The 23,381-nt window shown below is 68.8% G+C and carries 22 protein-coding genes; 11 read left to right on the plus strand and 11 right to left on the minus strand.

The features are described from left to right. Positions 1 to 184: 184 nt before the first annotated feature. Positions 185 to 1,573: an L-cystine transporter gene (locus tag ESD82_RS02800; RefSeq protein ID WP_024842593.1), complete on the plus strand. Its 1,389-nt coding sequence runs from the start codon at positions 185 to 187 to the stop codon at positions 1,571 to 1,573. A 477-nt stretch (positions 1,574 to 2,050) separates the two neighbouring features. Beyond that, positions 2,051 to 2,962, plus strand: coding sequence for a Gfo/Idh/MocA family protein (locus ESD82_RS02805; protein WP_147429196.1), 912 nt, complete (start codon positions 2,051 to 2,053; stop codon positions 2,960 to 2,962). A gap of 111 nt (positions 2,963 to 3,073) precedes the next feature. On the opposite strand, the gene purL is transcribed toward ESD82_RS02805, so the two are convergent. Beyond that, positions 3,074 to 5,245, minus strand: coding sequence for a phosphoribosylformylglycinamidine synthase subunit PurL (gene purL, locus ESD82_RS02810; protein WP_147429047.1), 2,172 nt, complete (start codon positions 5,243 to 5,245; stop codon positions 3,074 to 3,076). A 322-nt stretch (positions 5,246 to 5,567) separates the two neighbouring features. Further along, complete coding sequence (locus ESD82_RS02815) at positions 5,568 to 6,488, minus strand: LysR family transcriptional regulator (protein ID WP_024842596.1); 921 nt, start codon at positions 6,486 to 6,488, stop codon at positions 5,568 to 5,570. Positions 6,489 to 6,977: 489 nt separating this feature from the next. Between ESD82_RS02815 and ESD82_RS02820 the strand changes: the two genes are divergently transcribed. The 7 genes from ESD82_RS02820 (at position 6,978) to ESD82_RS02850 (ending at position 12,812) form a co-directional block, all read left to right on the plus strand. Beyond that, complete coding sequence (locus ESD82_RS02820; RefSeq protein ID WP_147429046.1) at positions 6,978 to 7,790, plus strand: glutamate racemase; 813 nt, start codon at positions 6,978 to 6,980, stop codon at positions 7,788 to 7,790. Between the two features lie 18 nt (positions 7,791 to 7,808). Continuing rightward, the gene (ccmE, locus tag ESD82_RS02825) at positions 7,809 to 8,252 is read left to right on the plus strand and encodes a cytochrome c maturation protein CcmE (protein ID WP_024842598.1); all 444 of its coding nucleotides are present in this window, start codon (positions 7,809 to 7,811) and stop codon (positions 8,250 to 8,252) included. A gap of 76 nt (positions 8,253 to 8,328) precedes the next feature. Beyond that, entirely contained in the window at positions 8,329 to 8,940 is a 612-nt protein-coding gene (locus ESD82_RS02830) for a holin-associated N-acetylmuramidase (protein ID WP_147429045.1), read from the plus strand. Continuing rightward, complete coding sequence (locus ESD82_RS02835; protein WP_024842600.1) at positions 8,931 to 9,464, plus strand: holin family protein; 534 nt, start codon at positions 8,931 to 8,933, stop codon at positions 9,462 to 9,464. Before ESD82_RS02830 ends, ESD82_RS02835 begins: the two co-directional genes overlap by 10 nt. An 89-nt stretch (positions 9,465 to 9,553) precedes the next feature. After that, on the plus strand, positions 9,554 to 11,515 hold the full coding sequence (locus tag ESD82_RS02840) for a heme lyase CcmF/NrfE family subunit (protein WP_147429044.1): 1,962 nt from the start codon (positions 9,554 to 9,556) through the stop codon (positions 11,513 to 11,515). 3 nt (positions 11,516 to 11,518) lie between these two features. Then, positions 11,519 to 11,971 (plus strand): cytochrome c-type biogenesis protein, encoded by a 453-nt coding sequence (locus tag ESD82_RS02845; RefSeq protein ID WP_024842602.1) that lies wholly within the window; start codon positions 11,519 to 11,521, stop codon positions 11,969 to 11,971. Between the two features lie 70 nt (positions 11,972 to 12,041). Then, positions 12,042 to 12,812: an enoyl-CoA hydratase-related protein gene (locus tag ESD82_RS02850; RefSeq protein ID WP_147429043.1), complete on the plus strand. Its 771-nt coding sequence runs from the start codon at positions 12,042 to 12,044 to the stop codon at positions 12,810 to 12,812. Positions 12,813 to 12,843: 31 nt separating this feature from the next. Here the strand turns inward: ESD82_RS02850 and ESD82_RS02855 are convergent, their stop codons facing one another. From ESD82_RS02855 to ESD82_RS02865, 3 genes are all read right to left on the minus strand, one after another. Then, positions 12,844 to 13,560 (minus strand): NUDIX hydrolase, encoded by a 717-nt coding sequence (locus tag ESD82_RS02855; protein ID WP_147429195.1) that lies wholly within the window; start codon positions 13,558 to 13,560, stop codon positions 12,844 to 12,846. A 5-nt stretch (positions 13,561 to 13,565) separates the two neighbouring features. Then, entirely contained in the window at positions 13,566 to 13,985 is a 420-nt protein-coding gene (locus ESD82_RS02860; protein ID WP_024842605.1) for a DUF983 domain-containing protein, read from the minus strand. Positions 13,986 to 14,088: 103 nt separating this feature from the next. Further along, positions 14,089 to 15,477, minus strand: coding sequence for a diguanylate cyclase (locus ESD82_RS02865; protein WP_147429042.1), 1,389 nt, complete (start codon positions 15,475 to 15,477; stop codon positions 14,089 to 14,091). A gap of 114 nt (positions 15,478 to 15,591) precedes the next feature. Here ESD82_RS02865 and ESD82_RS02870 point away from each other — a divergent pair, with 114 nt between their 5' ends. Further along, positions 15,592 to 15,861 (plus strand): DUF3572 domain-containing protein, encoded by a 270-nt coding sequence (locus ESD82_RS02870; RefSeq protein ID WP_024842607.1) that lies wholly within the window; start codon positions 15,592 to 15,594, stop codon positions 15,859 to 15,861. 15 nt (positions 15,862 to 15,876) lie between these two features. On the opposite strand, the gene ESD82_RS02875 is transcribed toward ESD82_RS02870, so the two are convergent. The 6 genes from ESD82_RS02875 to ESD82_RS21700 form a co-directional block, all read right to left on the minus strand. After that, entirely contained in the window at positions 15,877 to 17,238 is a 1,362-nt protein-coding gene (locus ESD82_RS02875) for an aminotransferase (RefSeq protein WP_147429041.1), read from the minus strand. 234 nt (positions 17,239 to 17,472) lie between these two features. Continuing rightward, on the minus strand, positions 17,473 to 18,828 hold the full coding sequence (locus ESD82_RS02880) for a cytochrome P450 (protein ID WP_147429040.1): 1,356 nt from the start codon (positions 18,826 to 18,828) through the stop codon (positions 17,473 to 17,475). Next, entirely contained in the window at positions 18,825 to 20,024 is a 1,200-nt protein-coding gene (locus tag ESD82_RS22070) for a hypothetical protein (protein WP_028709810.1), read from the minus strand. The genes ESD82_RS02880 and ESD82_RS22070 overlap by 4 nt, the downstream gene beginning before the upstream one ends. A gap of 53 nt (positions 20,025 to 20,077) precedes the next feature. Then, the gene (locus ESD82_RS02890) at positions 20,078 to 20,764 is read right to left on the minus strand and encodes a M48 family metallopeptidase (protein WP_147429039.1); all 687 of its coding nucleotides are present in this window, start codon (positions 20,762 to 20,764) and stop codon (positions 20,078 to 20,080) included. A gap of 27 nt (positions 20,765 to 20,791) precedes the next feature. After that, positions 20,792 to 21,973 (minus strand): vWA domain-containing protein, encoded by a 1,182-nt coding sequence (locus tag ESD82_RS02895; RefSeq protein ID WP_147429038.1) that lies wholly within the window; start codon positions 21,971 to 21,973, stop codon positions 20,792 to 20,794. Next, the gene (locus tag ESD82_RS21700; protein WP_155987163.1) at positions 21,973 to 22,149 is read right to left on the minus strand and encodes a hypothetical protein; all 177 of its coding nucleotides are present in this window, start codon (positions 22,147 to 22,149) and stop codon (positions 21,973 to 21,975) included. The genes ESD82_RS02895 and ESD82_RS21700 overlap by 1 nt, the downstream gene beginning before the upstream one ends. Positions 22,150 to 22,256: 107 nt before the next feature. Here ESD82_RS21700 and ESD82_RS02900 point away from each other — a divergent pair, with 107 nt between their 5' ends. Continuing rightward, entirely contained in the window at positions 22,257 to 23,381 is a 1,125-nt protein-coding gene (locus ESD82_RS02900; RefSeq protein ID WP_024842612.1) for a Ppx/GppA phosphatase family protein, read from the plus strand.

The following is a 23,381-nucleotide window of genomic DNA, read 5'->3' on the forward strand; positions in this document are numbered from 1 at the left end:
GATATCCAAACACTGTTTCAATATTACATGGAATATAGCCACCGAAACCGCGGTCAAGAGGTTTGCAGCACGACTCTGTACGGCCTTTATCGGCGAAGGCCCGCAAAGCCGGGCGACCCCTGGGCTATACGCCGGACGTGCATTATGGCTTGATAGGTCAATCTGAAATTGCCGGAGACGCGCGATGGCATCCGTCCTCATCAACCTCGTGATCTTTGCCGCGCTGATCGTCGCACTGGTCCGCCTGCAAGGCGGTCAGCTGTCGCTGTCGGTGCGGGTCTTCATCGCCCTGGTCCTGGGCACGCTGTTCGGGATCGGGCTGCAACTCGTCCATGGCACCGGCACGCCGGCGCTGCAAACCACCATCGACTGGATCAACGTGGCCGGCAACGGCTATGTGCAGCTGTTGCAGATGGTGGTGATGCCGCTGGTCTTCGCGGCGATCCTCAGCGCGGTGGCGCGGCTGCACGACGCCTCGGCGCTTGGCCGCATCTCGGTGCTGACGCTGGGCACGCTGCTTGGCACCACGACCATCGCGGCCTTGGTGGGCGTGGTCATGTCGCTGGCCTTCGGCCTGACCGCCGAAGGGCTGGCCCAGGGCGCGGCCGAGACCGCAAGGCTGACCATGCTGGAGACCAGCTACGCGCCCCGCGTCGCCGACCTGACGGTGCCGCAGCTGCTGTTGTCCTTCATCCCCAGGAACCCCTTCGCCGACCTGACCGGGGCCAACCCGACCTCGATCATCGCGGTGGTGGTCTTTGCCGCCTTCCTGGGCGTCGCCGCCATCCGCCTGCTGCGCCGCGACCCGGAAAAGGGCCGCAGCCTGCTGAACCTGATCGACATCCTGCAAGCCTGGATCAGCCAATTGGTGCGGCTGATCATGGCGCTGACCCCCTATGGCGTCATGGCGCTGATGACCAAGATGGCGGCGACCTCGAACGCGGCCGACATCCTGAACCTGGGCAAGTTCGTCGTCGCCTCCTATCTGGGCCTGGCGATCATGTTCGTCGTGCATGCCGTGCTGCTCAGCCTGACCGGCGTGAACCCGCTGACCTTCTACCGCAAGATCGTCCCGGCGCTGACCTTCGCCTTTTCCAGCCGTTCCAGCGCCGCGACCATCCCGCTCAATGTCGAGATCCAGACCCGCCGCCTCGGCGTGCCGCAGACCATCGCCTCCTTTTCGGCCTCCTTCGGGGCGACCATCGGCCAGAACGGCTGCGCCGGGCTTTATCCGGCGATGCTGGCGGTGATGGTGGCGCCGACGGTCGGCATCGACCCGCTGGACCCGGCCTGGATCATGACGCTGCTGGCCATCGTCACCCTGTCCTCGGCCGGGGTCGCGGGTGTGGGCGGGGGCGCGACCATGGCGGCGCTGATCGTGCTGCCGGCCATGGGTCTGCCGGTGACGCTTGTGGCGCTGCTGATCTCGGTCGAGCCGCTGATCGACATGGGGCGCACGGCGCTCAACGTCTCGGGCTCGATGACGGCGGGCACCGTCACCTCGCAGATCCTCGGCCAGACCGACAAGGCCGTCCTGCAAAGCCGGGACGAGCGCGGCCTGCAAAGCGCATGACAACGCCCCGGCGCCGCCCGCAGACGCGGCGCCGGCTTTCTCCGTTTCCAAAATACCCATGCGACGGCGCGCGCTGTCGCCGGTTCAGCCGAATGCGGCCCTGCAAGTTCCATTCCTGCCCGGCCAGTTCGGTTGGCGTCGCCGGGCGGGGCGTCCAGCGTGGTGGCTGGCCCGTAGGTCTCGTCCGACATCGGCAGGATGCGGGCCAGGACGAAATCCATCTCTCCAGCCGCCCGGTGCAGCGGCAATTCGCACCAGGGCAGGAAGTCGCGCGTGATACTCGCCCGGCTCGACCTGATCGGCACGGGACGGCATGCGCGCCCGGCCGGGCGAGGTGCCGGGGATCGAGGCCCCATGCTCGGCCTGCCGCTGGCGGTGCCGGCGCTCTCGGCCAGCGGGAACGGCTTCCGCCCGGCCGCGATGACGTATCGCAAGCTCGCCGCCATGGCGGTCGAGGTGAGGAAAGGACAGTTACCGATGAAGATCGCGCTTGCCGGCATCGGAAAGATCGCGCTGGACCAGCATGTTCCGGCGCTGACCTCGAGCCCGGATTGGGAGCTGGCCGCGACGGTCAGTCGCCATGGCCGGGTCGAGGGTATCGAAGCCTTTCCGCGCATCGAGGACATGCTGGAGGCCCGTCCCGACATCGGTGCGGTCAGCCTGTGCCTGCCGCCCGTGCCCCGCTTCGAGATCGCGCAGGCGGTGCTGCGCGCCGGCCGCCACCTGATGCTGGAAAAGCCCCCCGGCGCGACCCTGGCCGAGGTGCATGTCCTGCGCGACCTGGCGCAGGCGCGGGGGGTGACGCTTTTTGCGACCTGGCATTCGCGCATGGCCCATGCGGTGGCGGCGGCCAGGGCGTGGCTGGCCGGCCGCCGCATCCGCGAGGGCCGGATCACCTGGCGCGAGGATGTGCGGCTCTGGCATCCCGGCCAGGACTGGATCTTCGAGGCCGGCGGCATGGGCGTCTTCGACCCAGGCATCAACGCGCTTTCGATCCTGACCGAGATCCTGCCCGTGCCGGTGCATGTCATCGCGGCGGAACTGGACTTCCCGGAGAACCGCCAAGCCCCCATCGCCGCACGGCTGAGCCTGTCGCATGGCATCACGGCCGATTTCGACCTCCGCCAGCAGGGCTCCGAAACCTGGGATATGGAGTTCGCCACCGATGCCGGCCGGCTGGCGCTGCGCAGGGGCGGCAACCTGCTGGAGATCGACGGCCGCCCGGCGACGGGCAAGGCCAGCATCACGGGCGAATACCCGGCGCTTTACGCGCGCATGGCCGGGCTCCTGCGCAAGGGCGCCTCCGAGGTGGACCTCTCGCCCATGATCCTCGTTGCCGATGCCTTCACAAGAGGAAGCCGCCGGACCGTCGCGCCCTTCGTCTTCTAAGCTCCGGCACCGGGATGGCGACGCGGCCGGTCCCGCGACCTGGGCCGCTGCCGTTCTTTCCGTTTTCCAAATACCCCCGCCGGAGGCAGCGGCCAAGGGCCGCTTTCCGGGTCAGGCGAGTTCCAGGTCCAGGCTTTTCTCGAAGGCGGTGCGATAAAGCTGCGACAGCTCGGCCAGGGGCGCGGCGTCGCCGCCAAGGATCACCGTCTCGCCGCCGAAGCCGCCGACCGTCGCCAGCGGCACACCGGCCGCCGCGGCCGCCTCGGCCAGCTTGGCCGCGTCCTCGGCGGTGCAGGCGACCAGGTAGCGGGCCTGATCCTCGCCGAAAAGCTGCGCGATCCCGGCGCTGTCCAGCGTCACGCCCAGGCCCGCCGCCTCGGCCAGTTCGAAGGCCGCCAGCGCCAGCCCGCCGTCGGACAGGTCGGTCGCGGCCCGGACCAGCGCGCCGTGGGCGCGCAGGAATTCGCCATTGCGGCGCTCGGCGGCCAGGTCCACATGCGGCGCGTCGCCCGCCTCGATGCCGAAGGCCTCGGCGGCCAGCGCCGACTGGCCCAGGTGGCCGCGCGTCTCGCCGATGACCAGCGCCAGGTCGCCCTCGGCCGGAAGGCCGGCGATCAGGTCGCCCAGATCGGCGATCAACCCGACGCCGCCGATGGTGGGGGTGGGCAGGATCCCCTTGCCGTCGGTTTCGTTATAAAGCGAGACGTTGCCCGAGACGATGGGGAAGTCGAGCGCCGCGCAGGCCTCGCCGATGCCCTTGATGGCGCCGACGAACTGGCCCATGATCTCGGGCTTTTCCGGGTTGCCGAAGTTCAGGTTGTCGGTGGTGGCCAGCGGCAGGGCGCCGCAGGCGGTCAGGTTGCGATAGGCCTCGGCCACCGCCTGCTTGCCGCCCTCATAGGGGTTCGCCCGGACATAGCGCGGCGTCACGTCGCTGGTGAAGGCCAGCGCCTTCTTCGTGCCATGCACGCGTACCACGCCGGCGCCCAGGCCGGGGCGGCGGATGGTGTCGGCGCCGACCTGGGTGTCGTATTGCTCCCACACCCAGCCCTTGTGGGCATAGTTCGGGCTGCCGATCAGCACCTTCAGCGCCGCGATCGGGGCGATGGCGGGCAGGGCAGGCATCTCGGCCGCGACGGGCGTTTCCACCCAAGGACGGTCATATTCCGGCGCGCTGGAGGAGAGTTTCGACAGCGGCAGGTCCGCCTTGACCTCGTTGCCGTGCATGATCAGGAAACGGTCCTCGGCGATGGTCTCGCCGACGATGGCGAAATCCAGATCCCATTTCTCGAAGATCGCCCGCGCCTCGGCCTCCTTCTCGGGCTTCAGCACCATGAGCATGCGTTCCTGCGACTCCGACAGCATCATCTCATAGGCGGTCATGTTGGTTTCGCGCTGCGGCACGGCATCGAGTACCAGCTTGATCCCGAGCCCGCCCTTGTCGCCCATCTCGACCGCCGAGCAGGTCAGGCCCGCCGCGCCCATGTCCTGAATGGAAATGACGCTGTCGGTCTGCATCAGCTCCAGGCAGGCTTCCAGCAGGCATTTCTCGGTAAAGGGGTCGCCGACCTGCACGGTCGGGCGCTTTTCCTCGATGGTGTCGTCGAACTCGGCCGAGGCCATGGTGGCGCCGCCGACGCCGTCGCGGCCGGTCTTGGCGCCAAGGTAGACCACCGGCATGCCGACGCCCGAGGCGGCGGAATAGAAGATCTTGTCGCTGTCCGCGAGGCCCGCGGCAAAGGCGTTCACCAGGCAGTTGCCGTCATAGCTGCGGTGGAAGCGCAGCTCGCCGCCGACGTTCGGCACGCCGAAGGCATTGCCATAGGCGCCGATCCCCTCGACCACGCCCTTGACCAGATGCGCGGTCTTGGGATGCTCGGGCCGGCCGAAGGACAGCGCGTCCATGGCGGCGATGGGGCGGGCGCCCATGGTGAAGACGTCGCGCAGGATGCCGCCGACGCCGGTCGCGGCGCCCTGATGCGGCTCGATATAGCTGGGATGGTTGTGGCTCTCCATCTTGAAGACCACGGCCTGGCCGTCGCCGATATCCACGACGCCGGCGTTTTCGCCCGGACCGCAGATCACCTGCGGGCCGTTGGTCGGCAGGGTGCGCAGCCATTTCTTGGACGACTTGTAGGAGCAATGCTCGTTCCACATCGCCGAGAAGATGCCCAACTCGGTGAAGGTGGGTTCGCGCCCGATGATCTCGAGGATGCGCTGGTATTCGTCGGGCTTGAGCCCGTGCGCGGCGATCAGTTCCTCGGTGATCTGCGGTTCGTTCATGTCCTGGCGCCTTTCCCCCGGTTTTGCGGCCTTTTAAGCGGCGGCGAAGGGTTAGGAAAGGCCCCCGCGCGCAGGGCCGGGAAAAACCGCGATGCCTGGGGCAAAAAAGTGGCGGCGCAAAAAAAAGCCGGGCATGAAGCCCGGCTCAAGTCCAACAGGGAGGTTGAAGGTGATGAGAGTTTCCTCAAACCATCGCCTTCGAGATCGGAAATATGTGCAGTCGGCGAGCGGTTCAAGGATCAATTCCGCATTGCAGCACATGCCCGATATGCATTCTGCGAATGCCTCGGGCAAAGCCGCGCGGCATCTGCCCGTTCGGCGCTCATCCCGCGGACGGGTCGGTGGCCTGTTCCTCGGTTTGCTGGCGGCGCAGGGACTGGATCTCCTCCAGCACGAAATCGCGGAAGGCGGCGACGCGGCGCGAGGCGCGCAATTCCTCGGGGAAAGCCAGGAAGACCGGCACCTCGCCCGACTGGATGTCCGGCAACACACGGGTCAGGTTGGGGAAATCCGACGACAGGTAATCGGGCAGGACACCGATGCCGACATGGTTCAGCACGCCTTGCAGCACGCCGAAATAGTTGTTCACCATCAGGGTCGAGCTGATGTTGCGCGCCAGCAGCATCTGCGACAACACCGCGCCGGAACTGACCTGCGGCGTCTGCGGGTTCTGGCAGATCAGCCGGTGCGGCCCCAGATCCTCCAGCGTCTCGGGCACGCCGGCCTTGGCCAGGTATTCCGGCGTGGCATAAAGCCTCATGCGGATGTTGAGCAGCCGGCGGCGGATCAGATCCTGCTGGTTGGGTTCCTTCATGCGGATGGCGACGTCGGCCTCGCGCATGGGCAGATCCAGCACGCGCTCTTCCAGCATCAGGTCGATCTTGAGGTCGGGGTAGCGTTCGTAAAGCTTGGCCAGCCGCGGCACCAGCCACATGGTGCCGAAGCCGGTGGTGGTCGTGACCTTGAGCTCGCCGAAGACGCTTTCCTCGCTGTCGCGGATGCGGGCGGCGGTGGTGTCGAGCTTGCGCACCATGGACGAGGTCGCCTCGAACAGCAGCTCCCCCTGCTCGGTCAGGATCAGCCCGCGGGCATGGCGGTGGAAAAGGGTGGTGCCCAGCGAGTCTTCCAGCGCGCGGATCTGGCGGCTGACGGCGGACTGGGACAGGTGCAAGACATCGCCCGCGTGGGTCAGGCTGCCCGCGTCGGCGACGGCGTGAAATATTCTTAACTTATCCCAGTCCATAACAGTGCTTTCTTGCGGCATCAGCCATGCAATCCGTGCAACCCTTATCACAGAAGGTTAGCGGAACAAGCCTGCAAAACGCCAAGAAAACCCTTTCTCCGGCAGTGTTGCTTACCCACAATGCGCAGCGGATGACCACCTGCCGAGCAGGGGCAGGCCAAGCCTGTGCAAATCCCGTCCATGGTGCCGATTCGGACCGGCGAAACGTCACGCGCTTTTGAACGCGGCCGGTCGGTCATGCGGGGGGGGGGGCGGCCGACCGGCCCGGCCGGGCGCGGGGCCTGCGCCGCGCGACCTTCTGCCGCATGGTGCCCGGCCGTCGCCGCCCTCGTGCGCCGCCGGCGGGGGCTCGACCGCGAAAAACCATGCTGGCGCGAGCCTGGGCGCGTCGCGCAGCCGTGTTCCGGCCCCGGCGGCCGGGTGACATAAATCATGGCATTCCGGCGCGGCGCATCCTAGAAAAGGCCAATCGCGAACAGGAGGCTAGTCATGGCGGTGGGCGTATTCGATTCGGGTCTGGGCGGGCTGACGGTTCTGGCCGCCATCGCCGCCCGGCTGCCCGACTTGCCGCTGGTCTATCTGGGCGACAATGCCCATACCCCCTATGGCGTGCGCGATGCCGAGGACATCTTCGGCCTGACCTGCGCCGGGGTCGAGCGGCTGTGGGCCGAGGGCTGCGACCTGGTGATCCTGGCCTGCAACACCGCCTCGGCCGCCGCGCTCAAGCGCATGCAGGAGACCTGGCTGCCCGCGGACAAGCGCGTGTTGGGGGTCTTTGTGCCGATGATCGAGGCGCTGACCGAGCGCGGCTGGGGCGACAATTCGCCCCCGCGCGAGGTGGCGGTGAAGCATGTGGCGCTGTTCGCCACGCCCGCCACCGTGGCAAGCCGCGCCTTCCAGCGCGAGCTGGCCTTTCGCGCCATCGGCGTCGATGTCGAGGCCCAGCCCTGCGGCGGGGTCGTCGATGCCATCGAGATGGGCGACGAGATCCTGGCCGAGGCGCTGGTGACCAGCCATGTCGAGGCGCTCAAGCGCCGCATGCCGCATCCCGAGGCGGCGATCCTGGGCTGCACGCATTACCCGCTGGTCCAGGCCGCTTTCCAGAAGGCGCTGGGGCCGGGGGTCAAGGTCTATTCCCAGCCCGACCTGGTCGCCGAAAGCCTGGAGGACTATCTTGAGCGCCATCCCGAAATGCTGGGCGCGGGCAGCCGCTCGCGCTTCCTGACCACCGGCGATCCCGAGCGGGTCTCGGGCAAGGCCACGCAATTCCTCCGCCATCCGATCAGGTTTGAAAGCGCCTGAAGAAGGAGAGCCTGAAATATGAAATCATTGAAGAAAAGGCGCCGTATCCAGATCCTTGTCGCCGCCGCCGTGGCCCTTGTGCTGGCCGTCGGGCTGATCGGCTACGGGTTTCGCGACGGCATCAACCTCTACCGCTCGCCCAGCCAGATGGCCGAGAACCCGCCCGAGGCCGGCGAGGTCTTCCGCCTGGGCGGCCTGGTCGAGGACGGCAGCCTGGTGCGCGGCGCCAGCGAGACGGTGACCTTCCGCGTGACCGATGGCGGCGCCACCGTCCCGGTGCGCTTTACCGGCGTGCTGCCCGACCTGTTCTCGGAGGGCCAGGGCATGATCGGCACCGGGCGCATGGAGGGCGAGACCTTCGTCGCCTCGGAAATCCTGGCCAAGCATGACGAGAACTACATGCCGCGCGAGGTCATGGATTCGCTGAAGGAGCAGGGCGTCTACCAAGAGCCGAACTCCTGACGCAACGCGCGCCCGGTTAACCCCCGGTTAACCGGATTTCTCCAGCCTTGGTCCGCTTCAGGATTGGGGGCTGGACATGAAGACAGTAACGCAGATCGCGGCCGAGATCGTCGCGCGTGAGGGGGGCTACGTCAACGACCCCGACGATCCGGGCGGGGCGACGAAATTCGGCGTCACGCTGGCGACCCTGCAGCGGCTGGGGATCGACAAGACCGGCGACGGGCGGGTGGACGTGGCGGACGTCAAGGCGCTGACCCGCGCCGATGCCGAGCGCATCTTCGTCGAGCATTATTTCCGCCGCCCGCGCCTGGCGGAACTGCCGGCCTCGGTGCAGGCCTCGGCCTTCGACATGTATGTCAATGCCGGCGCCAATGCGGTGAAGATCCTGCAACGGCTGGTCACGCGCATGGGCTTTGCGGCCACGGACGACGGCGTGGTGGGACCGCGCACCGTCCAGGCCGCGCAGCAGGCCGATGCGGCGGCGCCGGGCTATTTCGCTGATGCCTACGGGATCGCGCGGCGGAACTATTACTATGCATTGGGCGATGCGCGCCCGGCCAGCCGCAAATATGCCCGCACCAAATCGGGGGGCAAGGGCGGCTGGATCCTGCGGGCCGAGGAGTTCATCTCGGCCAAATACCACCTGACGGCGGCCGAGCATCGGGCGAGGGTGGCGAAATGGGGCTGATGGACCGCTTCCTGGGCGCCAGCGGCGCCGTCACCACCATGGCCAATGCCGCGACCGGCGTGGCCGAGGTGTTCCGCGAGAACGCGACGCGGCGCATGGAGCTGGACGAAGAGGCCTATGCCCGCGCCATCGCCCAGCTTTCCGGCGAGTTCGCCGCCCAGCCGCGCGGCTGGTTCGACGCGATGATGAACGGGCTGAACCGGCTGCCGCGGCCGATGATGACGCTGGGGACGGTGGGGCTGTTCACCTATGCCATGGCCGACCCGGAAGGATTCGGCCTGCGGATGGAGAACCTGAACCTGGTGCCCGAACCGCTCTGGTGGCTTCTTGGCGCCATCATCAGCTTCTATTTCGGCGCGCGCGAGGCGCATTACTTTCGCAGCCGGCCCGTGCTGCCCGTCGCAGCGCGTAAGGCGGCGGCCGATGCCGCGCCCGCCGTATTCCCGGCGCAGATCGCCGCATCCGGGCCCTTCGAGGACAATGCCGCCCTGCGGGACTGGGCCGCGGCCGGCGCGGCGCGCTAGCGATGCTGTGACAATCTGGCAGGTGCGGGGGGCTGGTTTGCCGCCCGCACCGCGGTTATCCTGCGGCGCAGCCATCCCGGAGGAAGCCCATGATCGCTGAACTTGGCCATTTCGCGCTGATCCTGGCCTTTGCCGTGGCGCTGTTCCAGATGGTCGTGCCGATGGTCGGCGCCAGCAAGGGCTGGAGCGGCTGGATCGATTCCGCCCGCCCAGCCGCCCTGGCGCAGTTCGGGCTGGTCGGCATTTCCTTCGCGGCGCTGACCATGGCCTTCGTGACCTCGGATTTCTCGGTCGCGCTGGTCTATCAGAACTCGCATACCGCCAAGCCGATGATCTACAAGATCAGCGGCGTCTGGGGCAACCACGAGGGCTCGATGTTGCTGTGGGTGCTGATCGTGACGCTGTTCGGCGCCATGGCCGCGGTCTTCGACGCCAACCTGCCGCCCAAGCTGCGGGCGCGGGTGCTGGCGGTGCAGGCGTCGATCGGCGCGGCCTTCCTGGCCTTCATCCTGTTCACCTCGAACCCCTTCCTGCGCATGGCGAGCCCGCCCTTTGACGGGCGCGACCTGAACCCGCTGTTGCAGGATCCCGGCCTCGCCTTCCATCCGCCCTTCCTTTACCTCGGCTATGTCGGGCTCAGCATGGCCTTCAGCTTTGCCGTGGCCGCGCTGATCGAGGGGCGGGTCGATGCCGCCTGGGCGCGCTGGGTCCGGCCCTGGACGCTGGCGGCCTGGGTCTTCCTGACCATCGGCATCGCGCTGGGTTCCTGGTGGGCCTATTACGAGCTGGGCTGGGGTGGCTTCTGGTTCTGGGATCCGGTGGAGAACGCCAGCTTCATGCCCTGGCTGATCGCCGCCGCGCTTCTGCATTCCGCCATCGTGGTGGAAAAGCGCGAGGTGCTGAAAAGCTGGACCATCCTGCTGGCGATCATGGCCTTCGGCTTTTCGCTGATCGGCACCTTCATCGTGCGCTCGGGCGTCATCACCTCGGTCCACAGCTTTGCCAGCGATCCGCAGCGCGGCTTGTTCATCCTGGCGATCCTGGCCTTTTTCGTCGGCGGCGCCCTGCTGCTTTACACCGTCCGCGCCGCCTCGATGCAGGCGCGGGGCGCCTTTGCCCCGGTCTCGCGCGAGGGGGCGCTGGTTCTGAACAACATCCTGCTGGCGGTTTCGGCCCTAGTGGTCTTTGTCGGCACGGTCTGGCCGCTGGTGGCCGAGATGCTGTGGGACCGCCGGCTGTCGGTGGGCGCGCCCTTCTTCGAGCAGGCCTTCACGCCCTTCATGGTGGCGCTGGCGATCATCCTGCCCCTGGGCGCGATCCTGCCGTGGAAGCGCGGCCGGCTGAAGCGCGCGCTTTACCCGCTGCGCGGGGCGCTGGTCTTTGCCGGGGCGGTGATGGCGCTGGTCTTTGCCGTCTCGACCGGCCATTCGGCGCTGGCGGTGATCGGCGCAGGCCTAGGCGCCTGGCTGGTTGCGGGTGCGGCGGTGGATCTGTGGCTGCGCACCGGCAATTCCGGCCTTGCGCGCCTGCGCCGGCTGCCGCGGGCCGATTGGGGCAAGGCCGTGGCCCATGCCGGGCTGGGCGTCACCTTCATCGGCATCAGCCTGCTGATGGCCTGGCAGGTCGAGGACATCCGCGTGGCCCGCATCGGCGAGACCTTCACCGTCGCCGGCTATGACATCACCCTGGAAAGCGTCGAGGAGCGTCCGGGCCCCAACTACAATTCGATCATCGCCGCGATGACGGTCGATCGCGACGGGCGGCAGGTCGCGCTGCTGCATCCCGAAAAGCGGGTCTACCCGGTGCAATCCATGCCCACGACCGAGGCGGCGATCCAGAACGGGCTGTTCCGCGACCTTTACCTGGTTATCGGCGATCAGCAGCAGGGCGGCGGCTGGGCGGTGCGGGTCTATATCAAGCCTTTCGCCAGCTGGATCTGGCTCGGCTCGGCGCTGATGGCGCTTGGCGGCTTCATCAGCCTGTCGGACCGGCGCTATCGCGTCGCCGCCGGCGCCCGCCATGCCCGCGTCGCGCCCCAGCCGGCGGAGTAGCCCATGCGCGCCCTGATCCTGTGCCTGTCGCTGCTGCTTGCGCTGCCCGCCCTGGCCGTCCAGCCCGACGAGGTGCTGTCCGACCCGGCGCTGGAGGCGCGGGCGCGCGAGATCTCCAAGACCCTGCGCTGCCCGATCTGCCAGGGCGAGACCATCGACGAATCGAATGCCGCCATCAGCCGCGACCTGCGGCTTTACCTGCGCGAGCGCCTGGTCGCCGGCGACAGCGATGCCCAGGCGGTGCAGGCCATCGCCGACCGTTTCGGCGAATATGTCCTGTTCGAGCCGCCAGCGCGCGGGGCGAACTGGCTGCTCTACCTGGCCGGGCCGGTGATGGCGCTGCTGGCGCTGCTGGTGGGCTGGCGCTTCATCCGCTCGCGCAACCTGGCCGAGGAAGGGCCGGAAAAGCTCAGCGACGAGGAAAAGGCCCGGCTGGAGCAGATCCTGCGCGACTGACGCAGGGTCGGGGCTTTTCCGCCCCGCCGCACCCCGGCAGGATGGCCGAAACCGGGGGAGAGGGGCAGGGATGAGCTTTCAGACCATCGAATTCACGCATCAGGACGGCATTGCAAGGCTGGCGCTGAACCGGCCCGACGTGGTCAACGCGCTGAACCGCGCCATGCGGGCCGAGATCGTCGCGGCGCTGACCGGCCTGCCGCCGGGCGCGCGCTGCGTGGTGCTGACCGGGAACGGGCGCGGCTTCTGCTCGGGCCAGGATCTGGCCGATGCCACCGGCGGCTTCGACGTGGAGACCATCCTGCGCGAGGAATACGAGCCGATGCTGGCCGCCATCTCGGACGCGCCGGTGCCGGTGATCGCCGCGGTGAACGGCATCGCGGCGGGGGCGGGGGCCAACCTGGCGCTGGCCGCCGACGTGGTCATCGCCGCGGAAAGCGCCAGCTTCGTGCAGGCGTTCAGCCGGATCGGCCTGATCCCCGACGCGGGCGGGACATTCATCGTGCCGCGCTCGGTCGGGGTGCCGCGCGCCATGGGGATGATGCTGTTCGCCGACCGCATTCCCGCGACCCAGGCGGCGGAATGGGGACTGATCTGGGAGGCGGTGCCGGACGCGGATTTCGAAACGGCCGTGGCGGCGCGCGCGCAAACCCTGGCCCAGGGACCGACGGCGGCCTTACTGGCGATCCGGCAGGCGTTGCGCGCCTCGGGCGGCAACGACATGGCCGGGCAGTTGCGGCTGGAGGCGCGGCTGCAAGGCGAAATGGCCCGGACCGAGGATTTCGCCGAAGGGGTCGCGGCCTTCCTGCAAAAGCGCGCGCCGCGGTTCAAGGGGCGCTGATCCGGGGCGCTGAATCGGGGGCGGAACCGGCCTAGCCGATGCGCATGAAGCGCGGCACCGACAGCCTGTTGTCGAAGAAGGGCACCGTCGGCGGCGGGGCCAGCGGCCCGTCGCCGGCCGTGGCCAGCAGGCTTGCGACCTCGGCCAGCACCACCTCGGTGATGAAGGGCAGGTCCAGCGCCCGCGCCTCGGTCAATGGCACCCAATGCAGATGCGAAAGCTCGTCGCAGGCGGCGCTGAAATCGTGGCGATCCCCATGCAGCCGCTCGGCGTCCAGCAACAGGAAGCGCGCGTCGAAGCGCCGGGTCCGGCCGGGCGGGGTGATGGCGCGGAACAGGTAGATCAGCGCCGAAGCGTCGGGCGCCAGCCCGGCCCCGGCGTAATGATCCCAGCCCTCGGGCGCGGGGCCGGGGGGGCCGGTCAAAAGGCCGGTTTCCTCGGCCAGTTCCCGCAGGGCGGCGGCGGCCAGCGCCAGGGGCGTGACCTGCGATTCGGCGCGCGGTTCGGCGGCCAGCAGGGCCGAGGTTCGGGCCGGCAGGTCGCCGGCCAGGCGCACCTGGGCGTCGCCGGCATCCACCGCGCCGCCCGGAAAGACGTATTTCGAGGGCATGAACACCGCAGAAGCCCCCCGTTGCCCCATCAGCACCGAAGGCCCGCCCTGGGCGTTGCGGTCCAGCACGATGACGGTGGCGGCATCGCGGATCGGCTGCTCGGCGGCATCGCGGCTTGCGGGGGCGGTCCCGGCCAGACTGCTCACGACGCGGCGGCCTCGATCGCGGCGGGCTCGGCGCCGAAGCCATGCATGCGGCGCGCCCATTGGAAGCCGATCATCCCGCCCTTGATCCGGGGCAGCAGCAGCAGCGACAGCACCACCGCGCCCAGGCCGAAGCCGATCAGCATGGCCATGGCCGAGGGGCGATACATCATGTAGATCGCCAGCAAGAGCGGCGCGCCCAGATGCGAGACCAGCAGGATGGTCAGATAGGCCGGGCCGTCGTCGGCACGCTGATGGTGCAGTTCCTCGTGGCAATGCGGGCAGGTGGGGCTGACCGACAGATAGCCCCGAAACAGCCGCCCCTGCCCGCAGGAGGGGCAGCGGCCAAGCGCGCCGCGCAGCATGGCCGGCTTGACGGGACGTTCGGGCAGGGCGGTGTCGGAATAGGCATGGGGCATGGGCGCGTTCCTTTCCTGTTCCGCCTTTATCTAGGGGATGCACTCCACAATGAAAAGCGCGCCTTGAGTCCGAGGCCGCCGTGGCAAAGTGACGCAGCGACAATCAGGCTGCAAGCCCCGAGGCGGCCATGACGATACGATTCCGGCCCGAGGACTTGGCGTTGAGCAGCGCACGGTCGGCGCTGGCCAGCAGCGCCTGGGGGTCGAGCGGCAGCAGATGCGGCGCGCCATGGCCGGTGGCCACGCCGACCGAGATGGTGACGCCCAATTCGGCATCCTGGCAGCCCTGCGGCAGGGCGACCGGCGCGGCCATTACCGCGCGGCGCAGATCCTCGGCGACGCGGCGGGCGGCGCGGGCCGGGCAATCGGGCAGCACGGCCAGGAACTCCTCGCCGCCGAAACGGGCCAGCAGCGCGCCCTCGGGCAGGGTGGCGGCCAGGCGGGCGGCGATCTCGGCCAACACGGCATCCCCGGCCGGATGGCCGTGGATGTCATTCACCTGCTTGAAGCGGTCCAGGTCCAGCAGCATGACCGCCAGGTCGCCCTGGCGCTCCTGCGCCTCTGTGGCAAGCTCGGCAAGGCGGGGCAGGGCGAAGCGGCGGTTGTGCAGCCCGGTCAGCGGATCGGTCATCGCCCAGCGCATGTTGCGCTGGGTCTCGTGCCGGCGGCGGTCGGCCTCGTGCTTGCGGGCCAGCTGGGCCGACAGGCGCATCGCCGTTTCGGGCGCGGCATCGGGGCGGGCCAGATCCCAGGGCAGCACATCGCCCGCGCCCAAGTCCAGCGCCACCGGCATCATCTCGGCCCGTTCAGGGCGCAGCGTCACCACGACCGCCGCCTCGCGCGAACGCGGGCGCGAGCGCAGTTCCGACAGCAGCCGCAGCCCGTCGCCCGGCTGCTGGATGTCGACGGCGATCAGGTAAAGATCGGCGACCCGGCTCGATGCGGCCTCGGCCAGCGCATGCTCGGGTTCGCGGACCGCGATGGCGAAATCTACCCGGTCGCGCAGGGCGTGCCGCCAGCCCAGCGCCGTGGCGGGCCGGTCGGCGACGAAGACCGCGCGCGGACGGTTGTCCGCGGCAAAGCCGGCCGCCGCCTCGGCCATGCCGGGGGCGGGATGATCCAGCGCGCCATATTCATGCCGCATCAGCCCGCGGATGCGCGCCAGCAGCGTCAACTCGTCGCTGCCCGCGTCGATCAGCGCCGCCGCGCCTGCCCGCAGCGCGGCCACCCGATCCGCGCCGCTGGCCTGGACCAGCACCGGCAGGTCGGCGGCCCAGGGCTGGGTGCGCAGCGCGCCGCACAGCGCGGCCCCGTCCATGTCGGGCAGGCCGGCGCCGACCAGCACGATCTGCGGATGGATCAGCCGGGCGATGCGCAACGCCTCGGCCGCCGAGCTGGCGGTCGAGACCTCGTAGCAGGCCGAAGCCAATCGCACCTTCATGGTGATGCGATTCGTCGGCACGCCGTCAACGACAAGAATACGCCCCGCCATGGTTACGCCTGCTTTACACCCCGAGCCCAGAGCCGCATCTTGCGCGGGAATGGTTAACAAATCCTTTCCGGCTGCGAGGAAATTCGCGGCGGGCTTCACGAAAGCGAGAATGGCATGACACGAAACGAGGCGCGCGACATAGCCGATGCGGGCTTTGTCCATATTGCCGGGGATGCGGAACTGGTAGGGGCGCTGCTGGCGCAATCGGGCAGCGACGTGGCGGGGCTGCGTGCCATGGCGGCGCGGCCGGAATTCGCCGTCTTCGTGCTGGATTTCCTGCTGGAGCACGACCAGCGCGTGCTGGATTTCGCGCAGGCCGCGCAGATCGCGCCGCAGCGGGTGCAGCTGGCGCGCGCCGTGCTGGGCGGGGGCGACCCCTGGTAGGGGCCGCCCGCCGCCTCAGGCGACCTCGGCGAAGACCTTGTCGAGCGCCTTTTCCAGCTTCTCGAACATCTCGTCCATCTGCGCCTCGGTCAGGATGAAGGGCGGGCAGAGCACGATGGACTGGCCCAGCGGCCGGCAGATCAGCCCCAGGTCGGTGCAGGTATTGGCGATGCGCTCGCTGACCGAGAGATTGCCGTCGAAGGGGGTCTTGCTCGGCTTGTCCTTGACCGCCTCCAGCGCCCACATGAAGCCGATGCCGCGGTATTCTCCGATGTTCGGGCGGTCGGCGATGCGCTGCAGCCCCGCCTCGAAGCGGGGGGCGAGGCGGCGCACGTTCTCGGCCAGCCCCTCGTTCATCACCACGTCGATGGCCTTCAGCGCGATGGCGCAGCCGACCGGATGGCCCGAGGCGGTGAAGCCGTGCGGAAACTCCTCGATCGCCTCGACGGCGGCCTCGACCCGTTTCGCGAGGTCGGGGCCGAGGATCACCGCGCCCATGGGGAAAAAGCCCGCCGTCAGGTTCTTGGACGAGATGATGGCATCGGGCATGAAGTCATAGGTCAGGCAGCCCCAGGTGCTGCCGGTGCGCCCGAAGCCGCAGATCACCTCGTCCGAGATCATCGGAATGTCGTGCTTGCGCAAGATCGGCAGGATGGCCTGGAAATAGCCCTGGGCCGGCGGGATCACGCCCCCCGCGCCCATCACCGGCTCGGCGAAGAAGCCGGCGATGGTGTCGGCGCCCTCGCGGGTGATGGTGTCCTCCAATTCGCGGGCCAGGCGGGCGACGAATTGTTCCTCGGTCTCGCCCTCCTCGCCATAGCGCCAGTAATGCGGGCAGGTCAGGTGGATGAAGCCGGGCAGCGGCAGGCCGAAGACCGAGTTGTAGGGCTTGCCGGTCATCGAGGCGGAAACCGCGGTCACGCCGTGATAGGCGTTCCAGCGCGTCAGGATCTTGCGCTTTTGCGGCTTGCCCTCGGCGGCATGCAGGAACCACAGCATCTTGACCATGGTGTCGTTCGCCTCGGAGCCGGAATTGGTATAGAAGACCCGGCCCGATTCGAAGGGCGAGACCTCTACCAGCTTTTCCGACAGCATCACGGTCTGGTCGGACATGCGGCCGAAAAAGGCGTGATAGCCGGGAAAGCGGTCGTATTGCGCCTTGGCAGCCTCGATCAGGCCCCTGTGGTCGAAGCCGGCGACCATGTTCCACAGCCCCGAATTGGCATCCAGATAGCGGCGGCCATGCACATCGACGATATAGGGGCCCTCGCCATGGGTCACGACGACGGTGCCTCGCTGATGGACCGAAGGCATGTCGGTGAAGCCGTAGAGCGAATAGGTCTCGGCGCGGGCTTCCCAGCTTTGCGGTTGGTTCATGACGTCAGCCTCCATCTGCTTTGGAGGCAGGCTAGCCGGGCACCGGGGACGGTTCAATGGGGGCTGCGCCAAGTGCCGGGGCGCCGCGGCGCGGCCGGGCGAATTGCCGGGGCGGACGGTGGAAATGCCGGCGCGGGCTGGCCGAAATTCGTGCCGGTTGCCGGCGTTGCATGGGTATTTGGAGAACGAAGAAATGCCCTGGCATCGGCGCTTTTTGGATACGGCGGGTGCGAGTCAGCCCGTTTGCCTTGGGAAAAGACACAGGCGGATGCCGTCTTTGCCGCGCAGCGTCAGCCGCATGATCGGTACCGGGCGGTCGCGGCCGGGTTCCAGACGATAGGCGCGCAGGAGGGTGGCGAGGATCAGCGGCCCCTCGACCATGGCGAAGCCGGCGCCGGGGCAGGCGCGCGGTCCGGCCGAGAAGGGGATGAAGGCGTCGCGCTGGCGGGCCTTGCCGTTCTCGGTTTCCCAGCGCGACGGGTCGAAATGGTCGGGATTGTCCCAGAGCCGCTCGTGCCGGTGCAGGTGCCAGGGCGACAGCACCAGTTGCGCGCCCCTGGGCGCCTTGCGGTCGCGCAGGGTCTCGGGGCGGCGGCATTGCCGCACCGTCATGGCGGCGGGCGGGTAGAGCCGCAGCGCCTCGCGGAAGACGGCGCGGGCCAGCGGCAGGTTGCGCATGGCGGCGAAATCCGGGGCGAGGTTCTGCCGCGCCTCCCGCGCCAGCCGGTCCTGCCATTCCGGGCTTTCGGCGAGCAGGTAGAGCGTCCAGGCCAAGGCCGAGGCGCCGGTCTCGTGCCCGGCCAGGAAGAAGGTCGCGACCTCGTCGATCATCTCGGCCTCGGTAAAGCTGCGGCCGGTCTGCGGGTCGGGCGTGGTCATGATCTTGGTGGCGAGATCTTGCGGCGCGCTGCCGGCGGCGATCTCGGCGGCGCGGGCCGCGACGAGCTGGCGGATCAGACCGCGGATGCGGCGCGCCGTCTCGCGCACCCGGCGGGTGTGCAGCTGGGCCCAGCGGGGCAGGGCCATCAGCCCGCCCAGGTTCACCATCGGCTGGGCATCCTGATGGTCGCGGAAGGCCTGGAAGACCTGGGCGGCGGTCGCGTCCTCGATGGGGATCGAGAACAGGGTGCGGAAGATGACGTCGGCGGCGATGTGGCTGGTCAGCGGCTCGATGTCGATCTCGGTCCCGTCGGCCAGCGGCGCCAGGCGCGCGACGCCGGCCTGGGCCGCGTCCCACATCGCCGGGAAGGCCTCGCGCAGGCGGCCGCCCTCGAAGGCGGGATCGATGATGCGGCGCTGGTGCAGCCAGGTCTCGCCGTTCGAGATGAAACTGGAATTCCCGAGCAATGGCTGCAAACCCGCCGCCATGCGCGGCGATTTTGGGAAATCCATCGGACGTTTTCGCAGGATCAGCTCGACCAGCACCGGGTCGTTGCAGGTGAAGCTGTGGATGAAGGGGCCGCGGAACTCGGCCATCCAGGCGCGGTAGAGCCGGTCGGATTGCGCCGACAGGATGTCGCGGCGGAAATCGCGAAGGAAGCGCCAGACCGAGGGTTTTCCCGGCCGCGCCGGTGGCTTGGGCGGGATCATGTCGCTACCCGGCGATTGACGGGCCGGGCGATGCGGCCCGGCGAATGCGCGCGCCCGGCGAAACGCCGGCCCAGCGTCAGCGGCCCGGCGGTAATGGCGAAATAGTCGTAATCGCCCGGCCGGTCGAAGGCGCAGAGATACTGGAAATGCAGCCGGAACCAGCGCCCGCGCAGTGCGCGCCGCTTTTGCGGGGAAAGCGTTTGGGTGAAGGCCGCCGACAGCACCAGCGGATGGCGGCGGCCGGGCGGCTCGACCCCCGAGACCGCGACCGGATCGCACAGGCCGAAGCAGCAGGCATCGCCCGGCGCGGTGACGTCGATCCAGTCAAGCTCGTCCCGAGCCGCCAGAAAGCGCAGGTCGGCGCGCAGCCGGTTCGCGCGCGGCAGGAACGACGCCATCGGCACGACATGGCCCAGCGACAGGTAGGAAAGCCGCGGCCCCTGTGCCGGCACCCGGCCCGAGCGGATCAGGTCGGCCAGCACCGAGATGCCCAGATAGGCGCCGGAGCTGTGGCCGACCACCAGCACCTCGTCCCAGTCGCCGGCCAGCACCTCGGCGATGCGTTCGGCGAAACGCGCCAGCCGCGCCTCGAGCGCCGGGGGATAGGCGCCGCGGTCCTGGGCGGTAAAGGCGTAGTCGTGCATCAGGTACCAGGCGAAGATCCTGCCGTCGAGGCGCCGCCACGCATGCAGCCCGGCCCAGGTCAGCGCCAGCATGACCGGCCCGCCCAGCCACCAGCCCAGGCCGGTGATCCGCCCCAGCGCCCAGCCGATGAGCGCCCCGGCCAGCGCCGAGGCCAGCAGCTGCGCCAGCAGCACGACCACCGGGTAAAGCGCCGCGATCACCGGGCCGCGGCGCAGCCGCATCAGCCGCATCAGCGCGCCCGAGCCGACATAGGCCCAGGCGGTGCGGACAAGCTGGCCATAGGTCGCGAGAATGCCCTGGCCCATCGAACCCTGCACGATGTCGGCCCAGACCAGCACCTCGAACTCGGCCTCGGCCTGCCGGCCGGCGAAATCGCCGGCGACGCCCCAGCCGAAGCCCGTGCGGTCGCGGCGCGGGCCGAAGCCCAGATGATAGCCCGAGATGCGCGCCTGTTCCGCCCCCTCGCGCCGGTAAAGCTCGCGATAGCGGCGGGGCGGGATCGGGTCATAGCCCGGGATGTAAAGGATGCGGCGGCGAAAAGGGCGGGTCATGGAAAATCAGCTGTTTGCCCGCGCAGCATACGCGATCCGCGCGCGCAGACAAGTTAGGCTAATTCCCAGCGCGCCTCGAGCCTCTCGATAGCGGCGATGCGGGCCTCGGCCGGCGGATGCGACATCAGCCAGGCCGGCGCGCCCGCCCGGCCCGCGCCCGCCAGCCGGTCGAGCTTGCGAAACAGGCTTTTCTGCGGCTCGGTGCCCAGCCCGGCCTTGACCATCAGCGCGCTGGCGAAGGCGTCGGCCTCGAATTCGTCTTGGCGCGACAGGCGGGCGGCAATGGCGCTGGCGGCGATATTGGCGATCCAGACGCCGATGCCGGGCAGGAAACGGCCCAGCACCCCTGCCAGCACCATGCGCACCACGTTCTGCCCGGCGAAATCCACCATGCGGCGCCGGGTATGGCCATGGGCGACATGGCCCAGCTCATGCGCGATGACCGATGCCAGCTCGGCCTCGGTCACTTCGCCGCGGTCCAGCCGGTCGAGGAAGCCGCGGGTCAGGAAGATGCGGCCGTCGGGCGCGGCCAGCCCGTTCACATGGCCGACCTCGTAGACATGCGCCCGCACTTCGGGCAGGTCCATGGCCCGGCCCAGCCGCTCCAGCATCGGCAGCAGCCGGGGATGGCGCAGCGGCGTGGACTTGGCGTTCAGCTCGGCCTTGAGCCGCCATGCGGAAAAGAACCACATCGCGGCGGCATAAAGCAGGATCAGCAGGATCGGCGTGAGCTTCAGCATATGCGCAATATGGGCATGGCGCGGCGCCTAGCCAAGGAGGCGCATGGCCTGGGTCAGCCCCTCCAGCGTCAGGGGCTGCATGCGGTCCTCGAAGATCTCGCGGATCATGGCGATCGAGCGGGTATGGCCCCAATGCGCGCGCGGCACCGGGTTCAGCCAGACGTGATCCGGCCAGGTCTCGCGCAGGCGCTTGAGCCAGGTCTCGCCCGATTCGGGGTTCCAGTGCTCGTTGGCGCCGCCGGGCACGGCGATCTCATAGGGCGACATCGAGGCGTCGCCGACGAAGATCAGTTTGTAGTCGCGGCCGAAGCGGTTGATGACCTCCCAGGTCGGCGTCGTCTCGGTCCAGCGGCGGCGGTTGTCCTTCCACAGCGCCTCGTAGACGCAATTGTGGAAATAGAAATGCTCCAGGTGCTTGAACTCGGCGCGGGCGGCCGAGAACAGCTCGTCCACCAGCCGCGAATGGTCGTCCATGCTGCCGCCCGCGTCCAGGAACAGCAGCACCTTGACGGCATTGTGCCGCTCGGGCCGGGTCTGCACGTCGATATAGCCATGCTCGGCGCTGGCGCGGATGGTGCCGGGCAGGTCCAGCTCCTCCAGCGCGCCGTGGCGGGCCCATTGCCGCAGCCGCTTCAGCGCCACCTTGATGTTGCGGGTGCCAAGCTCGACCGAATCGTCGAAGTCGCGGAACTCGCGCTTGTCCCAGACCTTGACGGCGCGGCGGTGGCGGCTTTCGGCTTGCCCGATCCGCACCCCTTCGGGGTTGTAGCCATAGGCGCCGAAGGGCGAGGTGCCGGCGGTGCCGATCCATTTGTTGCCGCCCTGGTGGCGGCCCTGTTGCTCGGCCAGCCGCTCGCGCAGGCGCTTCATCAGCTCCTCGAAACTGCCGGTGCCCTCGACCGCGGCGCGCTCCTCGGGCGTCAGCAGCTTCTCGGCCAGCTTTTCCAGCCATTCGCGCGGGATCGAGACCTCGTTCACCAGCGCCTCGATGGGGATCTCGTCAAGGCCCGAGAAGGCTTCGGCGAAGGCGCGGTCGAACCGGTCGATATGCGCCTCGTTCTTGACCAGGGTGGCGCGGGCGAGGTGATAGAAGCCCTCGGGCGTCCAGTCCGACAGCCCGGCCTGCAGCCCCGCCAGCAGGTCCAGGTATTCCCGCAGGCTGGCCGGCACCCCATGGCGGCGCAGACTGTCGAGGAAGGGCCGGAACATCAGCCCATCCGGCTGAGCAATATGGTCAGGAACACCCCCAGCACGGTCAGCGCCAGGGCATGGGCGGCGGCATATTGCAGCTTGTCGGCGCGGCTGCCGCCGGCTTTCGCGGCGCGCATCCAGCCGATCGCTGCGCCAATCAGGAATGCGGCGATCACGATCATGGGGCAGGGCATAGCCCGCCCCCGCGCCCCTGTCGAGAGGCGCGCCTTTGATCGCCCCCCTTGAAGGCGTGGCGGGCGCGGGTTACTTTCGGACCAACTTGTTATCGGAGGGCGTGACCATGGCGCCCAGGCGTCCTGCGGGTGCGGACGCGTTCCCGAGAAAAACGGTCGAGCCTTTCGCCACCCGCCCGGCCGAGGACGGGCCGCTCTATGCGGCCTTGGATCTTGGCACCAACAGCTGCCGGATGCTGATTGCCCGTCCCGCGGGCAGCCAGTTCCAGGTGGTCGACAGTTTCTCGAAGCCGGTCCAGCTGGGCCACGGCCTCGAGGCATCAGGCAGGCTGTCGCGTCCCTCGATGGCGCGGACGGTGCATGCTTTGCAGGTGTGCCGGCGCAAGCTCGAGGCGCATAAGGTCACGCGCATGCGCCTGGTCGCGACCGAGGCCTGCCGGCGGGCCAGGAACAGCCGCGATTTCCTGCGCATGATCCGGCGCGAGACCGGGCTGCCGGTCGAGATCATCGACGCCGAGGAAGAGGCGCGGCTGGCGGTGATCTCCTGCGCGCCGCTGGTCAGCCAGCGCACCGAGCAATTGCTGGTCGTCGATATCGGCGGCGGCTCGACCGAGCTGGTCTGGATCGACCTCGAGGATGTCGAGCCCAAGGAGCGGTCGCGCGCGATTATGCGGCTGGGCAACGGTTTTGCCGACCCGCAGCCGGGCGGGGCGCGGGTGGTGGACTGGATCAGCGTGCCGCTGGGCGTCGCCACGCTGCGCGACCAGTTCGAGGATGTCGAGGACGATCAGGGCCGATTCGCGCTGATGTCCTGGCATTTCGAGGAGATGCTGGCGGATTTCACACCCTATTCCCTGGCCCAGACCATGCGGGAAGGATTCCAGATCATCGGCACCTCGGGCACCGTGACCACGGTGGCGGCCAGCCATCTGGGCCTGCGCCGCTATGATCGGACCAAGGTGGACGGGCTGACCATGACCACGGCCCAGATCGACCGGGTGATCCGTGATTACCTGGCGCTGGGGCCCGAGGGGCGGCGCGCCGATCCCCGCATCGGACGCGAGCGCCATGCGCTGATCATGTCGGGCGCGGCGATCCTGCAGACGCTGATGCGGGTCTGGCCGACGACGCGGCTGTCGGTCGCGGATCGCGGCCTGCGCGAGGGGTTGCTTTATGTGCAGATGGTCAGGGACGGGGTGCTGGCCCCGGACGGAATGAACGGGGTGGCTTGA

The organism is Paracoccus pantotrophus, assembly GCF_008824185.1.
Taxonomy (GTDB): domain Bacteria; phylum Pseudomonadota; class Alphaproteobacteria; order Rhodobacterales; family Rhodobacteraceae; genus Paracoccus; species Paracoccus pantotrophus.

Coding starts and splice junctions, on each gene's coding strand:
- ESD82_RS02800 (WP_024842593.1), top strand. CDS start 185: ATGGCATCCGTCCTCATCAACCTCGTGATCTTTGCCGCGCTGATCGTC.
- ESD82_RS02880 (WP_147429040.1), bottom strand. CDS start 18,828: ATGATCCCGCCCAAGCCACCGGCGCGGCCGGGAAAACCCTCGGTCTGG.
- ESD82_RS02835 (WP_024842600.1), top strand. CDS start 8,931: ATGGGGCTGATGGACCGCTTCCTGGGCGCCAGCGGCGCCGTCACCACC.
- ESD82_RS02820 (WP_147429046.1), top strand. CDS start 6,978: ATGGCGGTGGGCGTATTCGATTCGGGTCTGGGCGGGCTGACGGTTCTG.
- purL (WP_147429047.1), bottom strand. CDS start 5,245: ATGAACGAACCGCAGATCACCGAGGAACTGATCGCCGCGCACGGGCTC.
- ESD82_RS02890 (WP_147429039.1), bottom strand. CDS start 20,764: ATGCTGAAGCTCACGCCGATCCTGCTGATCCTGCTTTATGCCGCCGCG.
- ESD82_RS02875 (WP_147429041.1), bottom strand. CDS start 17,238: ATGAACCAACCGCAAAGCTGGGAAGCCCGCGCCGAGACCTATTCGCTC.
- ESD82_RS02895 (WP_147429038.1), bottom strand. CDS start 21,973: ATGTTCCGGCCCTTCCTCGACAGTCTGCGCCGCCATGGGGTGCCGGCC.
- ESD82_RS02840 (WP_147429044.1), top strand. CDS start 9,554: ATGATCGCTGAACTTGGCCATTTCGCGCTGATCCTGGCCTTTGCCGTG.
- ESD82_RS02865 (WP_147429042.1), bottom strand. CDS start 15,477: ATGGCGGGGCGTATTCTTGTCGTTGACGGCGTGCCGACGAATCGCATC.
- ccmE (WP_024842598.1), top strand. CDS start 7,809: ATGAAATCATTGAAGAAAAGGCGCCGTATCCAGATCCTTGTCGCCGCC.
- ESD82_RS02805 (WP_147429196.1), top strand. CDS start 2,051: ATGAAGATCGCGCTTGCCGGCATCGGAAAGATCGCGCTGGACCAGCAT.
- ESD82_RS02830 (WP_147429045.1), top strand. CDS start 8,329: ATGAAGACAGTAACGCAGATCGCGGCCGAGATCGTCGCGCGTGAGGGG.
- ESD82_RS21700 (WP_155987163.1), bottom strand. CDS start 22,149: ATGCCCTGCCCCATGATCGTGATCGCCGCATTCCTGATTGGCGCAGCG.
- ESD82_RS02815 (WP_024842596.1), bottom strand. CDS start 6,488: ATGGACTGGGATAAGTTAAGAATATTTCACGCCGTCGCCGACGCGGGC.
- ESD82_RS22070 (WP_028709810.1), bottom strand. CDS start 20,024: ATGACCCGCCCTTTTCGCCGCCGCATCCTTTACATCCCGGGCTATGAC.
- ESD82_RS02845 (WP_024842602.1), top strand. CDS start 11,519: ATGCGCGCCCTGATCCTGTGCCTGTCGCTGCTGCTTGCGCTGCCCGCC.
- ESD82_RS02870 (WP_024842607.1), top strand. CDS start 15,592: ATGACACGAAACGAGGCGCGCGACATAGCCGATGCGGGCTTTGTCCAT.
- ESD82_RS02850 (WP_147429043.1), top strand. CDS start 12,042: ATGAGCTTTCAGACCATCGAATTCACGCATCAGGACGGCATTGCAAGG.
- ESD82_RS02860 (WP_024842605.1), bottom strand. CDS start 13,985: ATGCCCCATGCCTATTCCGACACCGCCCTGCCCGAACGTCCCGTCAAG.
- ESD82_RS02900 (WP_024842612.1), top strand. CDS start 22,257: ATGGCGCCCAGGCGTCCTGCGGGTGCGGACGCGTTCCCGAGAAAAACG.